The organism is Streptomyces corallincola, from assembly GCF_019104725.1.
Classification (GTDB): domain Bacteria; phylum Actinomycetota; class Actinomycetes; order Streptomycetales; family Streptomycetaceae; genus Streptomyces; species Streptomyces corallincola.
Genome location: NZ_JAHRXF010000078.1, coordinates 1 through 15402, shown reverse-complemented (window position 1 = coordinate 15402; position 15402 = coordinate 1). Strand labels below are relative to the sequence as shown.

Genomic DNA, 15402 nt, shown 5'->3' with positions numbered 1-15402 from the left:
GACGAGCAGCTCAGCCTGTTCGGACCGCGTTCCGACGCGCCCGGCGCGGACGCCCCGGCCGGGAGCACGTTCCGCGACAGCCCGCAGGCCCGGCGCGTCCTCGCCGTACGGCACGTCTACGCCGAACCCGAGGCCGCCGCCTCCCCGTACGGGCGCCGCATCCTCGCCCGGCTGCCCGACGCCGAGGTCACCGAAGTCCCCTCGCACTGGCGCATCCCCACCCTGCACGGCAACGAGGGGAACGTCTCCCGCTGGGTCCGCGTCAAGACCGAGACACTCGTCCTGGGCGTCAAACGCGGCCTCACCGTCCGCCCCAACGGCCGCTCCGCCGACTGGATCGCACCGGGCGTCTCCAACGGCTGCGCGCTCGCCTGCGCCTACTGCTACGTGCCCCGGCGCAAGGGATACGCCAACCCGATCACCCTCTTCACCAACGTGGACGCCATCGCGGCCCGCCTCCACCGGCACATCCGCGCCCAGGGCCCCAAGTCCGAACCCAACCAGTGCGATCCGGCCGCCTGGGTCTACGACATCGGGGAGAACGGCGACTGCTCGGTGGACGCGCTGGTCTCCGACGGCACCGAGGAACTGATCGCCGCGTTCCGCGACTGGCCCACCGCGAAGGCGTCGTTCGCCACCAAGTTCGTCAACCCCGATCTGCTCGCCTTCGACCCGCGCGGCCGTACCCGCATCCGCTTCTCCCTGATGCCCGAGTCCGATGCCCGCCTCCTGGACCTGCGCACCAGCCCCCTCGCCGAACGCGTCGAGGCCGCCGGGCCGTTCCTCGACGCCGGTTACGAGGTGCACTTCAACTTCTCCCCGGTGGTGCTGCGTCCCGGCTGGCGCGAGGACTGGGCCGACCTGCTCACCCGGCTCGACGACGTACTGCCCACCGCCGTGAAACGACAGGCGGCGGCGGAGATCATCATGCTCACCCACAACGCGGAACTGCATCAGGTCAACCTCGGCTGGCACCCCCGCGCCGAACAACTCCTCTGGACCCCGGACCTCCAGGAACCCAAACGCTCGCAGAACGGTGCGGACAACGTCCGCTATCGCGTGGACGTGAAACAGGAGGCGCTGCGCACCCTGCGCGACCTCATGGCCCGCCGCACCCCCTGGCTCCGCGTCCGCTACGCCTTCTGACACCCCGGCAAACCGCGACGGAACGGCACCGGTCACGGACGGTGACAGCACCGATGAGTGCCAGTTCGAATGATCCTTCTTTCGTGAGTTCGCGCCCGCACCCGCCCGACGGCGATTCACCCTGGACAGGTGAGTGGGTGCCACGAACACGAACTGTCGGAAGACCATTGCTCGATCACGGTCGCCTCGGCCGACGACGGCCGCCGCCTGATGATCGGGCTGCGCGGTGAGTTCGACGTCGAGTCCGAACTCGACCTCGAACTGGTCCTCGAACTCGCCACGCACGCGCGGTTCATCGACCTGGACGTCTCGGGTGTCCGGTTCGCCGACTCGACGCTGCTGAACCTCATGCTGCGCATGTCCGACGAGTACGACGTGACACTCATCGGTCCCCTGCAGCCGCAGTTGGAGCAACTGATGAGAATGACCGGAGTCATCGCCCGTTTCGCACCGGGCCCCGCCGAGGGGGAGGGGCGCGCATGAGAGCCTACGAAGCGAGCCCCACGACCCCCTCAGCCGTACCCGCCCCCACCCCCGCGTCCGGCGGAGCCCCGGCCGCCGGGGCAGACGGCTGCCCCGTCTGTCTGCGCCCCGCCGCCCCGGGGGAACCGGACCCCGGCGGCCCGCCCGTACTCCGCCTGGACAGCGAGCACGTCACCCTCGGCGCGGCCCGCCGCGCGGCCGGGCAGTACGCGGCGGCCCGCTGCCCCCGCATCGACACCGGGCACGTGGAACTCGTCGTCTCCGAGCTGTGCACCAACGCCCTGCGCCACGCCACCGGTTGGTGGAGCCTGCGGCTGCACACCCACGGCGACCGGCTCGTCCTGGACGTGGACGACGTCAGCGTCAGTGCCCCCCGGCCCCGCACACCCGACCTGGAGCACGGTTCGGGAGGTCTCGGCATGGTGCTCGTCGATGAACTCACCGCGTCCTGGCGGGTGATCCGGCGACCGGACGGCAAGACGGTCCGCGCGGTGTTCGCCACCTGAACCCGGCCCGCCCCGGCACTCCGCCCGCTCCGGCCTCCCCGGCGGAAACGTTCCGTGCACTCAGACGAACGCGCTCTCCCCGGTGATCGCCTTGCCGACGATCAGGGTGTTCATCTCCCGCGTCCCCTCGAAGGAGTAGATCGCCTCGGCGTCCGCGAAGAAACGGGCCACGTCGTAGTCCAGGACGATGCCGTTGCCGCCGAAGATCTCCCGCGCCCAGGCCACCACCTCCCGCATCCGCGCGGTGACATGCGCCTTGGCCAGCGAGGAGTGCTCGTCCTCGAACACCCCGGAGTCCTGCAACCGGGCGAGCTGCAGCAGCATGCCCCAGCTCGACGTGATGTTCCCCAGACTCTTCACCAGCAGGTCCTGCACCAACTGGAACCCGGCCAGCGGGCGGCCGAACTGGCGGCGCTCTCCGGCATAGCGCAGCGCCAGCTCGTACGCCCCGATCATCACCCCGAGCGCCTGCCAGGCGACCCCGCTGCGGGTGGCGCGCAGCACCTCGGCCACATCACGGAAGGACGACGCGCCGTGCAGCCGGTCGGCCTCCGGCACCCGGACCCCCCGGAGCGTGATGTCGGCGTTCTGCACGATGCGCAGCGACGTCTTGTTGGCGATCTTCTCGGCGGTGAAACCGGGAGTGTCCCGGCCCACCACGAACCCCTTCACCTGGTCGTCGTCCACGTCACGCGCCCAGACCACGACATGATCGGCGAAGGTGGCGTTGCCGATCCACCGCTTCTCCCCGTCGAGGACCCACATGTCGCCATCGCGCCGCGCGGTGGTGCCCATCCCGGCCGCGATGTCCGACCCGTCCAGCGGCTCGGTGAGCGCGAACGCCCCGATCGTCTCCATCGTGGCCATGCCCGGCAGCCAGCGGTCGCGCTGCTCCTGGTCGCCGCACGCCTGCACCGAGTACATGGCCAGCCCGTTGTGCACCCCGAAGAACGTGGCGACCGAGGCGTCCACCCGGCTCATCTCCATCGCCATCATCCCGGTCAGCAGATGGCTCGCGGCGGGCCCCGGCTCGCCGTACCCCTCGTACGCCAGCCCCACGAGGCCGCTTTCACGGAAGCGGGCGATCAGCTCCTCGGGGAAGGTGCCCTCCGCCCAGTGCTCCGCCACCAGCGGCTGGACCTCATCGCGCATGAAGGCCCGTGTCCTGAGCAGGATCTTGCGTTCCTCGTCGGAGAGGGCGCCCTCGAAGTCGTAGAAATCCGCGACGTTCCGCTGATCGTTGAGAGAAGTCATGGGGCACGTATGCCACGTCCGGGCCGGGGGATGCACCGCGTGACGGACTTCGCGGCACCCCGTACCCGCCGGTGACGGACCCCTTCACCGATTCGGACGGCCGTACCGGCGCCGCCCTCAGCCACGGAACCCACCTCCTCCCCGTCGCCACGAGGGACTTCACCCCGCCGCCGGTACGGATACGGGCTTCTCGGGGAACGCGCTGTGCCGGTGCAGGAAGTACCCCTTGCCGACGGCCTGCCCGAGGTTGGCCAGGGCCAGCGCGGTCCACAGCGCCATGAGCCCACCCGAGGCGGCGACCGGAACAGCGACGGCGGCGAGGACGCCGTAACAGACCAGGACCGCCGTGAACGCGGGCACGGTCCGCCGGAGACCGATGAGGGCGAAACCGGGAACCGCCTGGAGCGCGTCGGTCACCCCGACCACCGCCACCAGCGGCAGCAGGTCCGTCACATACCGCCGTACGGCCGGATCCGAACTGAACAACAGCACGATCCGCTCCCCGAGCAGCACGGCCGCCACCCCGAGCACCCCGACGACGGCACACGCCAGCCAGGTCCCCGCCCACGTGGTGGCGCGGACCGCCGGAGTGTCCCGCCGCCCGGCGTGCTCGGCCACGGGCGGAACGACGGCCTGCCCCACCGCCACCGCCGCCGTGTACACGAGGTTGGCCAGCGAGATCCCTACACTGTGCACGGCCGCGCTCACCGAGCCGAGCCGGGCGGCGGCGAAGGTCAGCACACCCAGCACCGCGAACTTCAGCAGCACGGTACCGGCGAGCGGGATGCCCACCGCGGCGAGCCGCCAGATCCGCCGCACGTCCGGTCGGCCGGGGTGGAGAAGCGCCCCCACCGGGGCGAAGCGCCGCAGCTGCACCTGATTGACGCAGGCGGACACGGCACTCGACACGAGCATCGCAACCCCCGCACCGGTCAGCCCGAAGCCCGGCAGCGGGCCGGGACCACCCACCAGCAGCACGGACAGCGCGACCGACACCCCCGTGCCCAGCAGCCCCGCGCGCATCACCAGCCGCGCGTGCCCGAGCGCCACCAGCACCGACGAGGCCGAGGAACCCACCGCCACGGCCAGCGTGCTGCCCGCCAGCAGCACGGGAAAGACCCCGAGCGCGTCCAGCGTCTCCCGCGGCACCCCGGCCGCCGCCCCGATCCACGGCACCGCCAGCACGACACCCGCCGCGAGCCCACCGAGCAGCACCGCCAGCCACATCCCGCTCCGGACCACCGCCGACAGCGCCCGCGGATCGTCCTTGCCGGACGCCACGAACGGCATCACCCCACGCAAGCCACCCGCAACCGTGGACACAGCGGGACTGAACACCGCCACCGCCACCGCGAACGCGGCCAGCACCTCCGTCGCACTCCGCCCGAGCAACGCGGTGTCCACCAACGCCCCCGCCGAAGCGGCGATCATGCTCATGTACAACGGCAGAGCCGCCCGCCCCACCCCGACCCACACCCCACGCTCGCCCTTCACGCGCGCGATCGTGACACGGGTGCGCGACATGGGGCCAACGACTTTCAACTCGGCCGGGCAACAAAGCCGTTCACCCCGGCACAGTCCCGGAACCCCGTAACCGCACCGGGGGCGCCCCGCCCCCGTACGGCCCACACTGGATCCATGACCGAGAACACCGCCGCCCCCACCCCCCTCACCACCAGCCGGGTGGCCGCCCGGCTCCCCGTGCGGGACCTGGACCGGGCGCGCCGCTTCTACGCCGAACGTCTCGGACTGGAACCGGTCGCGGAAAGCCCCGGCGGACTGCTGTACCGGTGCGGAGGCGCCGAGTTCCAGTTGTTCCGCTCCGCCGGAGCCTCGTCCGGAGTTCACCCAGATGTCCTGGGAGGTGGACGACATCGAGGCGACCGTCGCCGAACTCCGGCGCAGGGGAGTGGAGTTCGAGTCCTTCTCACTCACCCCGGTCCACGGGGGAGCGCACACCCGGGACGGCATCGTGGACGTCGAGCAGTACCTGAGCCTCCACGCCCCCGGTATCCGGCGCGCCCGAGGCGCCTGGTTCCGCGACAGCGAGGGCAACATGCTGGGCATCGGCCAACGAGTGGACTGAGTGCCGCTCTGCACGACCTGCCCTTCCCTGTCCCGCCGCCCAGCGACAACCGGGCCCTCCCGGCCCGGACGCGGCGACACCGCGGCCCGCTCCGGAGAGCGGGGGCGGACCGGCGGCGGCACCGTACGACAGACGCGCGGGAGAACAGGACCGCGCCGGGATCAGTCAGCCGAGCCGGGCAGGGGAGTCGGGTAGGGCCGGCCGAAGTCGGCGGACCGGCTGACCTCCTGCCAGGCGGTCGCCTCCTCGATCTGCTGCCGGGAGTAGTCGATGGCCATGTCGGCGGCCATCTCGCCGAGGAGCAGATGGCTGGGGACGACCCCGGTGTGCACGGTGCGGACGATGATCTCGGCGGCCCGCTCGGGATCACCGGCGGTCGCGGCAGCGGCGCTGTCGATCATCCTGCTCATCGCGCCGACGGTCTCGTCGTACCCCTCGGGGATGTCGTGCACGGTCATGGACGCGCCACCCCAGTCGGTGGCGAACCCGCTCGGCTCGACCGTCATCACCCGGATACCGAACGGCGCCGTCTCGACAGCGACGGTCCGTGTGAAGCCGTCCACGGCGAACTTGGCCGCCTGGTACGCGCCGAGCCCCGGCGACGCCCCGACCCGGCCGCCGACCGAGGAGAACTGCACGACGACGCCCGACCCCTGCCCGCGCATCACCGGCAGTACGGCCTTGGTGACGTGGTAGACGCCCCAGAAGTTCGTCTCGAACTGGGCGCGGAAATCGTCTTCGTCACCCGTCTCGACGGGGGACATGTTCGCGTACCCGGCGTTGTTCACCAGCACGTCCACCCGCCCGAAGCGGGCGACGGCGGCCTCGACGGCCGCCTGCACGGCGTCCGGCCTCGTGACGTCCAGGGCCAGCGGCAGGACCCGGTCGCCGTACTCCTCGACAGCGTCCTTCAGCACCTCGGGCCGCCGTGCGGTGGCCACCACGAAGTCACCGGCCGCGAGGATCGCGCCGAGCAGGGCCCGGCCGAAGCCGCGCGAGGAACCGGTGACGAACCAGACCAGGGGAGTCTCTTCACTCATAGAGCTAGTGAAACACCGTTGCGCTATTAACGCAACGATGTCGCGTAAAGCCCGCCTATCATGTCCGCATGAGTGAGCCCGTCGTCCGCCGTGCGCGCAGCGCGGAAGCCAAACAGGCCCGTGAGCAGGCCATCCTCGACTCCGCCCGCGCCCTCGGGCACCGGCACGGGGTCCGGGACATCACCCTCACGGACATCGCGGCGGACATCGGCATGCACAAGTCGGCCCTGCTCCGGTACTTCGAGACGCGGGAGCAGATCTTCCTCAGGCTCACCGCCGAGGGCTGGCGGGAGTGGTCGGCCGGAACGCGCGCACAGTTCCCGGACGCCCGCGCGGCCACCCCGCACACCGTCGCCCAGGTGCTCGCCCGCACCCTGGTCGAACGGCCCCTGTTCTGCGACCTGCTCGCCCAGGCCCCCCTGAACCTGGAGCGGAACGTCTCCATCGAGTCCGCCCGCACCTTCAAACTGGCCGTGCTCCACGAGGTGCACCTCGTCGCGGCCGAACTCCGCCGCCTCCTGGGCCTGGACGAACAGCAGGCCATTGACACCATCGCAATGGCCACCAGCATGGCGGGCGCCCTGTGGCAGATGGCCAACCCCAGCCCCCACCTGCGCGCCCTCTACGAGAGCGACCCCGCCCTCGCGCACGCCCTGGTGGACCTCGAACCCCAGCTCGTCCGCGTGCTCACGGCCTACCTGACGGGCCTCGCGGTGGGGGACGCCCGCAACGGCCGTCCGGAAGCAGGTCAGGAAGCGTTCCGGTAGGTGCTCTCGATGAATTTCAGCACGGTCGCCCGGACCGACGCGCCATCGGAGCCGCGCCGGATCATGTCCGTGCCGTGATAGCCGTTCGGCTCGATGACCAGACGCCGGTCCGTGGCACCGGAGGCCGCGTACAGCTCGCGTACCTGCTTCTCCACCGCGCCGTCCATGTCGCCGGGCGAGACGATGAACAGGGACGGCGCGTGTATCCGCCGGACCCCCGGCACCGCGTCCACCCCGCCGCACCTGGCCGGCGACGACATGATCAGCAGCCCCACCACCGGCAACGGCTGCGCCACGCCGGACACGATCGCGGTGGTCCCGCCGCAGGACGCCCCACCGAGGAACACGCGCCGGGCACCCACCCGTCGCAGCTCGGCCAGGGCGGCGTCCGAGTCCCGCCCGATGTGCTCGTTGTCGGCGCTCTTCTCGGACGCGCCGTGGTTGCGGTACTCGGGAATCAGCACGTGGTAACCGGCCGACGCCAGCGCCTGCCCGATGCCGACGAACGAGCAGATGCTGTACCCCTGCTCGTGGTCCAGCAGCACCCCGTCCGGTCCGTCCCCCAACTCCAGCGCGGACAGATGGACCCCGTCACTGGTGGTCAGCACGGTCGCGCTGTCACGCAACTCCTTCGGCACGCAGGTGTTCACCTGATATCCGGCCGCCGTCCGTGTCGTACGGTCCGGCCAGGACGGCCGGTACGACACGGGAGGATGCGAACTCGGCTGACGATCCGGGGGCGTTGACCCCGCCGACCGCGTCCCGGAGGTCGCCGGAGCGGTGCTGGACGAGGACGCGGCATCGGAGGCCGACGAGCTGCGACCCCGGTCCGACCCGGGCACCCGCGACGATCCACCCGCCTCCGAGCACCCGGTCACCAGCACCGCCGCGGCCACCCCCGCGGACAGCAGCCCGACCACCCGGCCCCACCCCACGGGCCCACGCCCGCCCCGCTTCTCCCGCAGCCACCCGAATCGCATCGACACGTACCTTCCCGGCCCCTTCGCCAGCCCGGCGAATCACGACGGCCGCGGACAACCCGTGTCCCGGCCCCTCGACCCCACAGACGCGCGAGCCCCGCAGAGGTTGCGGGTGAGCGACACAAACACGCGGAGCCACCGGGTACACCCTCCGTGGCGCGCGTGTCCCGGACCACCCGCCGGACCTCCGCGACGTTTCCCACACCGGATCGAACGCCCCCGAACCGACTGGCCCCCGGCACACCACCCTCTGGGCGTCCGCAGGACGAGGACGGACGGCGGTCGCCTCCCGCGCGCCCGTCACGTCACTCGTGCCCCCGTCACACCGCCTCCGCCGTCGCCCAACTCCCCGTTCAGAAAACCCGGATCGGAATCTCCGCAGGCTCCGCCAGCAACCCCTCGATCTCCTCGTCCAGCCGCACCAACGTCACCGACGCCCCGGCCATGTCCAGCGAGGTGCAGTACTCACCGACGTAACTCCGCACCGGCTCGATCCCACGCTCGGTCAGTTGCCGGTGCGCGCGGCCGTACACGAGGTACAGCTCACCGATCGGTGTGCCGCCCAGCCCGTTGACCATCAGGGCCACCCGGTCGCCGGAGGCGAACGGCAGGTCGTCCACGACCGCGCTCACCAACTCGCCCACCATCTCGTCCGCCGAGCGCAGCTCCTGACGCTCACGGCCCGGCTCGCCGTGGATGCCGACACCCATCTCGACGGCGTCGGCGGGGAGTTCGAACAGCGGCGAGCCCTTCGCGGGCGGGGTGCACGCGGTCAGCGCCATGCCCATCGTGCGCGTCACGGAGTTGACCTTCTCCCCGATCCGGAACACCTCGTCCAGGTCGGCACCCCGCTCCGCCGCCGCCCCCACCGCCTTCATCACGAAGAAGTTCCCGGCGACCCCGCGCCGCCCCACGGTGTACGTGGAGTCCTGCACGGCCACGTCGTCGTCGATGAACAGCGTCCGCACGGTCACCCCGTCGGCGGCGGCCAGCTCCTCCGCCATCTCGAACGCCATCCGGTCACCGGTGTAGTTGTTCACCAGCAGCAGCACCCCCTTGGGGGAGGCCACCCGCTTCACCGTCTCGTACACGAAGTCGGCGGGCGGCGCGGCGAACACGTCACCGGGACAGGCCGCGTCCAGCATGCCGGGCCCCACCGTCATCACGTGCGCCGGTTCGTGCCCGGACCCGGAACCCTGCACGATCGACACCTTGCCGTCCCGAGGCGCGTCCGCCCGCTGAATCAGGTTGTACTCGGGCACGTAGGTGAGCGTGTCGGGATTGGCCAGCGCCAGCCCCTCCAGCATCTGCGCGACGTAGTCCTTCGGATCGTTGACGAACTTCTTCATGCCCTCACTCCTCCTGCTCACCCCACCCCTCCGGACCCCCACCCCCGCACCCCGGCATCACCCCGGAAACCGGGCGCCCCCATGCCTCCCACGCCTCACCCCCGATCCCCCCACCCCTCCGCCACCCGCTCCGCCATCACCGCGACCGCCACCGCCCCCGGATCGGGCGAACCGATGCTCCGCTCCCCGGTGTAACTGGCCCGCCCCCGCCTGGCCTGCATGGACGTGGTCGCGTCGGCAGCCGCACGTGCCGTGGTGGCCGCCACCGATGCCAGCTCCCCGGCGTCGCCACCCCCCTCCGCAAGCCGCCTCTCCACGGCGTCCGTCATCGGAACCAACGCGTCCAGCAACGTCTTGTCACCCACGTCGGACTTGCCGCGCGCCTTGATCCCCTCGGCCGCCGCCCGCAACATGGCCACCGCGTCCGCCGCACCGAGTTCCGACCGGTCCCGGACCGCCCCGGCGGCGCGCAGGAAAGCGGTGCCCCACAAGGGCCCCGACGTACCACCGACCCGCTTGGAGATCACCAGCGCGACATGCTTGAGGAACTCCGAAGGCGAATCCGAAACGAGCCCGTCCCAGTCCGCGAGCACGATCTCGAACCCCCGCGCCAGCGAGTACCCGAAATCCCCGTCCCCGGCGACCGCGTCCAGATCACCGAACGCCCGCTCGTTGTCCACGGCGGTCCGCGCCACCGTCCGGACGACGTACGACAGGTCGTCCACGTGTGTCGAAGCTGATGGCATGACTCCTCGATCCTTCTGCCGCTAGGTCCCAGCCCGCCCCGTCCACGCCCCACCGCTGCCATCACTCCCCCCGCCACGCTCACCCCGGTCCGCCTCGCCAGCGCTGCCCCCCTCCGAGACGCCCCCTCCACCGCTCCCCACCCTCCCCGCTCCCAGCAACCCCGCCAGATCCCTCAGCACCACCCACGCCCCGGGCCGCACCCCGAGCGGATCGCTCATCACCCGCGCCACGACCTCCTCCGGCGGCGGCTCCCCGAGCGAGGAGACGACCAGCCCGGCCCCGCCGAAGTCCTCGTCCGCGGTGTACGCACTCGTGGTGACCGCGCAGGCCAGCCCCGCGCCGAGCGCGGCCAGCATCCCGTTCCGGCTGTCCTCCACGGCGACCGCGTCCCCCGGTTCCAGCCCGATGCCGCGCACGGCGTACTCGTAAATGTCCGGGGCGGGCTTCTTCCGCGGTACGACATCACCCGCGAACACGCTGAAACGGGAGGCGAGTTCGGACCCCATCGCCAGCTCCAGCACACTGCGCACGGACGCCTCGGCGGAGGTGGAGGCGACCGCCAGCGTCCACCCGGCCCGGTCCGCGGCCTCCGCGACCCGCCGGACACCCGGCCGGGGCGGGATGCTGCCGCTACGGATGATCTCGGTGTACACCGCCGTCTTCCGCCGATGCCACTGAGCGACGAGAGCGTCCAACTCCTCAGCATCGGAAGGCAGGTTGTTCGCGGCGACGAACTCCGGCGTCAGCAGAGTCCGCATCCGCTCCTTGCCGCCGCCCACCTTCACCTTCTCCGCGTACTCTGCGTCGCTCCACCGCACCGGCAGACCGAACTCCTCGAACACCGCGTTGAACGCGGGGAGATGACCGTCGCGCTCGGTGTCGGCGAGGACGCCGTCGCAGTCGAAGACCAGGCCGGGCACGACGTCACCCCACCCGCCCGGCACTGCCGAACAGCCGCATCAGCGAACCGGCCAGCTCCATCACATCCCCGCGCACCGCCCGGAACAGCGACGGCGGGTCCCACTTCTGCCGCTCCTCCGCGTCCCGCAGAAACGCCAGGCTCGACTTCATGTACGTCTCCTTGAGCGCGGTGGAGATGTTGACCTTCGCGCACCCTCGGGAGATCAGATCGCGGAACTGCTCGTCGGACAGCCCACTCCCACCGTGCAGCGCGATCGGCACCGGATACGCGGCCACGATGTCCGACACCCGCCGCGCGTCCAGCACCGGCGCCTGCTTGTAGGAGCCGTGCGCGTTCCCGATCGCCGGGGCGAACACGTCCACCCCGGTCGTCCGCAGAAACTCCAACGCGACCTCCAGGGACTGCTGTTCGGCGGCGGAGTCACTGCCGACGCCGTCCTCCACCCCGGTGATCGCCTCGATCTCGCCCTCCACGGCCGCGCCGTACTCCCGCGCCTCCGCGACCACCTCCACGGTCTGCCGCATGTTCTCCTCCACGGGCAGCCTGGAGGCGTCGAACAGCACCGAGTTCCAGCCCCGCCGCAGACACTCGGAGATGACCTCACGCTCCGGACAGTGATCAAGATGCAGCGTCACCGGCACATCGACACGCGCGGTCATTGCCGTCCACATCGCATACAGCACATCGCTGCCGATGGACTTCACCGTCTTCACCGACGTCTGCACGATCAGCGGCGACCGGTTCTCCACGGCCGCCGCGAGCACCGCCTCCATCGTCAGATCGTCGAACACGTTGATCGCCGGAACCGCGTAACGCTCCTCGAAAGGCCCCGCCAGAATCCCGGTCAGCGGTGTCACACCCACGGCGCCTCCACGTGTCGGCCCCCGCTCTCTCCATTCCACGCCCGCCCGCCGCCCACCGCCACTTCTACGACACAGCCACCCAAGGCCCGCAGAGAAGAGCAGCCCCGGCCCTCCAGCCGACGCCCACACCGACTCCGCAAGGGGCGCGGGGAACTGCGCGACCAGCCACAGGCGACGGTCACCCGACAACCGGCAGGAGCAACTTCAGCCTTCCAGCTGACGCGCACACCGACTCCGCAGGGGGCGCGGGGAACTGCGCGATCAACCACGGGCGGGGGCCACCTGACAACCGGCGGGAGCAACCTCAGGCTTCCAGCGGGGGTGCACACCGACTCCGCAGGGGGCGCGGGGAACTGCGCGATCAACCACGGGCGAGGGCCACCTGACAACCGGCGGGAGCAACCTCAGGCTTCCAGCGGGGGTGCACACCGACTCCGCAGGGGGCGCGGGGAACTGCGCGATCAACCACGGGCGAGGGCCACCCGACAACCGGCAGGAGCAACCCCAGTCTCCCAGCCGACGTGTACACAGAATCCTTAAGGGGCGCGGGGAACTGCGCGACCAGCCACAGGCGACGGCCACCCGACAACCGGCAGAAGCACCCCCAGCCTTCCAGCCGACGCACGCACTGACACCTCAAGGGGCGCGGGGAACTGCGCAACCACCCCCACCCCTCCGCGCCCCCTGGACAGGCCCCCGCAACCCGCCACCTCAACCCCGGAAAACCTAAGCCCCCTCCTCCTCAAACGACATCTCCGGCGGAGGCCGCCGAAACCCCCGAGTCAAATACGTCAGGTAACAGACCCCCAGCACCAGCCACACACCCCCAAGCATCAACGCCTTACCGTCGAGATGAACCAGCAGCCACACATCCACCCCCGCACCAATCACCGGCGCGACCACAAACCCCAGCACACCCAGCCGCCGCCCCGCCCGCCGCTCCCGCACAAACGTGGCGATCACGGCGACATTGACGAAGGTGAACGCGACGAACGCACCGAAGTTGATGAACGAGGTCGAGGTCTCCACGGTCAGCCCGAGCGCGATCAGCCCCACCACACCGGTCAGCAGGATGTTCAGCGCCGGAGTCCGGTACCGGGGATGAATACGCCCGAAAACCTTCGGCGGCAGCACCGAGTCCCGCCCCATCGCGTACAACAACCGTGACGTACTCGCCTGCGCCGCGATCCCCGACGCGAACTGCGCCACGACCAGCCCGGCCAGGAACACCGACGAGAACAGATCCCCGCCGATTGTCTTTGCGATCTCGAACGCCGCCGAACTCGGATCGTCGAAGTCGCTCCCGGGATGAGCGAGCTGCGTGGCCCATGCGACGACCACGAAAATACCCCCGCCGATCAACGCGATCAGCAGAATCGCACGCGGCATGGTCCGCTCGGGCGCGACGGTCTCCTCGGTCAGCGTCGTCACCGCGTCGAACCCCAGGAACGAGTACGCGGCGATGGCGGCGCCCGCCGAGATCCCCGCCAGCGTCGTCGCGTGGTTCCCGAACGGCGCCCCGCTCGCCAGCGCCCCCACACCACCCACATGCGTGACATGCAGCAGCGACAGCACCACGAAGATCACGATGACCAGCACCTGAAAGGCCATCAGCAGGTTATTCGCCCGCTCGGCCGTTTTGATACCCCGCACATTCAGCGCGGTCGTCAGCACGATGAACCCGACGATCCACACCCAGAACGGAACAGCCGGGAACTGCGCCTGCAAATAGGCGCCGCCGATCAGCCAGATGACCATCGGCAGAAAGAAATAGTCCAGCAGCGTCGCCCAGCCGATGAGAAAACCCACCCGCGCGTCTATGGCCCGCCGCACGTACGTGTACGCCGACCCCGCCACCGGATACGCGGCGGCCATCCGACCGTAACTGTGCGCGGTGAACAGCATCGCAAGCAGCGCCATCAGATACGCCGTCGGTACGGCACCCCCCGTGCTCTCCGCCACCACCCCGAACGTGCCGAGCACGATCAGCGGCGTCATGTACGCGAGGCCGAACAGCACCACCGACCTCAACGTCAGCGCACGCGTGAGACCGCGGCCGGATGTGTTCTCCATGAAGGCTCCCTGAACTGGGCACAAGCGAACGAACAGACGCGCCAACAACTCAACGACTCAACAGCTCAACGACTCATCAGTTCAACGACTTGACGAGCAAACGGGACAAGAAACTCAACGCGCGGCAGGCGGCCACGAACGCGGATCGATACGCCCGCCGTACAACGGCAGCCCGATCGCCGCGTCCCCCTCCCGGAACTGACTCCACATACGATTCAGCCCCGCCGTCCCATACGTCCGCACCCGCTCCACCTCATCCAGATCAAGTACGTCGCTCAGCACCGCCGGCCCCGAATCCGGACTCTCCACCCGCACCCGCCCCTCCGGATCAACCACCAGACTCCGCCCCGTCCCCGACGGCCCGGCGGTGTTCACACTCACCACGAACACCTGATTCACGATGGCGTTGGCCCGCGCGAGCACCAGCTCCAGCGCCCGGTCCGCCGTCGTCGTCATCACCGGGTTGACGATCACCTCGGCCCCCATCCACGCCAGATGCCGCGCCACCTCCGGGAACCAGGCGTCGTAACAGATCGACAACCCGATCCGCCCCAGACCGGGCGCGTCCACGACGACAAAACGATCACCGGGGTCGTACGGCTCGTGCGGTCGCCACGGAAAGATCTTGCGGTACGACCCGACGAGCCGCCCCTCGGGGGAGTAGACCGGCGCGGTGTTGAACAACTCGCCCCCCGGCCCCCGCTCACACACCGTGCCCGGCACGAGCCAGATCCCGAGATCCCCGGCGAGTTCCGCGAGCCGCCGCGAACGCGGCCCGTCCAGCGGCTCGGCCGCAGCCCGCAGCTGCTCGGTCTCATCAGCGGAGGAGTCCACGCCACACAGATGCAGCTCGGGATAGACAGCGAGACGAGTCTGCGGGAACCGCGCCAACAGCAGCTCCACATCCTCGGCAAACCGGGACGGAGCCTCCGTGGCGGCGAGCGCCGGAGCCTGGACCAGGGCGATGGGCAGCGGACGAGACATGGCCAGGAAATTAGCTCAAGGTGAGCGGTTAATCAATAGGATCGTTTTGATCTGTTATCCCTGACCAGGCATCGCTACATTGACGCCATGCCCCACCACCCGGACGGCCCCACCCCCCCCCCCACCCCCCCCCCCCCCCCCCCCCCTCCCCCCCCCCCCCACCCCCCCCCCCCCCCCCCCCCCCCCCCCCCCCCCCCCCCCC

The 15402-nt window shown here is 70.5% G+C and carries 14 protein-coding genes and 1 pseudogene; 5 read left to right on the top strand and 10 right to left on the bottom strand.

The window, feature by feature from the left end:
* From KUM39_RS27530 to KUM39_RS27520, 3 genes are all read left to right on the top strand, one after another.
* On the top strand, window positions 1–1146 hold a 1146-nt coding region (locus KUM39_RS27530), incomplete at its 5' end, for a spore photoproduct lyase family protein (protein ID WP_217788495.1).
* Between the two features lie 129 nt (window positions 1147–1275).
* On the top strand, window positions 1276–1629 hold the full coding sequence (locus tag KUM39_RS27525) for an STAS domain-containing protein (RefSeq protein WP_217788494.1): 354 nt from the start codon (window positions 1276–1278) through the stop codon (window positions 1627–1629).
* Window positions 1626–2135: an ATP-binding protein gene (locus KUM39_RS27520; protein ID WP_217788493.1), complete on the top strand. Its 510-nt coding sequence runs from the start codon at window positions 1626–1628 to the stop codon at window positions 2133–2135. The genes KUM39_RS27525 and KUM39_RS27520 overlap by 4 nt, the downstream gene beginning before the upstream one ends.
* 60 nt (window positions 2136–2195) lie before the next feature.
* On the opposite strand, the gene KUM39_RS27515 is transcribed toward KUM39_RS27520, so the two are convergent.
* Both KUM39_RS27515 and KUM39_RS27510 read right to left on the bottom strand, forming a co-directional pair.
* A complete protein-coding gene (locus KUM39_RS27515) occupies window positions 2196–3389 on the bottom strand; it encodes an acyl-CoA dehydrogenase family protein (protein ID WP_217788492.1) in 1194 nt (397 codons plus the stop codon).
* Window positions 3390–3548: 159 nt separating this feature from the next.
* A complete protein-coding gene (locus KUM39_RS27510; RefSeq protein ID WP_308288261.1) occupies window positions 3549–4883 on the bottom strand; it encodes an MATE family efflux transporter in 1335 nt (444 codons plus the stop codon).
* 144 nt (window positions 4884–5027) lie between these two features.
* Here KUM39_RS27510 and KUM39_RS27505 point away from each other — a divergent pair.
* Window positions 5028–5475: pseudogene (locus KUM39_RS27505) on the top strand (VOC family protein).
* Between the two features lie 161 nt (window positions 5476–5636).
* Here KUM39_RS27505 and KUM39_RS27500 read toward each other — a convergent pair.
* Window positions 5637–6515: an SDR family NAD(P)-dependent oxidoreductase gene (locus KUM39_RS27500; protein ID WP_217788491.1), complete on the bottom strand. Its 879-nt coding sequence runs from the start codon at window positions 6513–6515 to the stop codon at window positions 5637–5639.
* 68 nt (window positions 6516–6583) lie between these two features.
* Between KUM39_RS27500 and KUM39_RS27495 the strand changes: the two genes are divergently transcribed.
* On the top strand, window positions 6584–7282 hold the full coding sequence (locus KUM39_RS27495) for a TetR/AcrR family transcriptional regulator (protein ID WP_217788490.1): 699 nt from the start codon (window positions 6584–6586) through the stop codon (window positions 7280–7282).
* Here the strand turns inward: KUM39_RS27495 and KUM39_RS27490 are convergent.
* The 7 genes from KUM39_RS27490 to KUM39_RS27460 form a co-directional block, all read right to left on the bottom strand.
* The gene (locus tag KUM39_RS27490; RefSeq protein ID WP_217788488.1) at window positions 7264–7989 is read right to left on the bottom strand and encodes an alpha/beta hydrolase; all 726 of its coding nucleotides are present in this window, start codon (window positions 7987–7989) and stop codon (window positions 7264–7266) included. The two genes, KUM39_RS27495 and KUM39_RS27490, sit on opposite strands and share 19 nt — an antisense overlap.
* Window positions 7990–8615: 626 nt before the next feature.
* Complete coding sequence (dhaK, locus tag KUM39_RS27485) at window positions 8616–9611, bottom strand: dihydroxyacetone kinase subunit DhaK (protein ID WP_217788487.1); 996 nt, start codon at window positions 9609–9611, stop codon at window positions 8616–8618.
* Between the two features lie 95 nt (window positions 9612–9706).
* The gene (gene dhaL, locus KUM39_RS27480) at window positions 9707–10357 is read right to left on the bottom strand and encodes a dihydroxyacetone kinase subunit DhaL (RefSeq protein ID WP_217788486.1); all 651 of its coding nucleotides are present in this window, start codon (window positions 10355–10357) and stop codon (window positions 9707–9709) included.
* A 21-nt stretch (window positions 10358–10378) separates the two neighbouring features.
* Window positions 10379–11278, bottom strand: coding sequence for an HAD-IA family hydrolase (locus KUM39_RS27475; RefSeq protein ID WP_217788485.1), 900 nt, complete (start codon window positions 11276–11278; stop codon window positions 10379–10381).
* Between the two features lie 4 nt (window positions 11279–11282).
* Window positions 11283–12143: a class II fructose-bisphosphate aldolase gene (locus KUM39_RS27470; RefSeq protein WP_217788484.1), complete on the bottom strand. Its 861-nt coding sequence runs from the start codon at window positions 12141–12143 to the stop codon at window positions 11283–11285.
* 726 nt (window positions 12144–12869) lie between these two features.
* On the bottom strand, window positions 12870–14216 hold the full coding sequence (locus tag KUM39_RS27465) for an APC family permease (RefSeq protein WP_217788483.1): 1347 nt from the start codon (window positions 14214–14216) through the stop codon (window positions 12870–12872).
* 114 nt (window positions 14217–14330) lie between these two features.
* On the bottom strand, window positions 14331–15200 hold the full coding sequence (locus KUM39_RS27460; protein ID WP_217788482.1) for a carbon-nitrogen hydrolase family protein: 870 nt from the start codon (window positions 15198–15200) through the stop codon (window positions 14331–14333).
* Window positions 15201–15402: the final 202 nt, after the last annotated feature.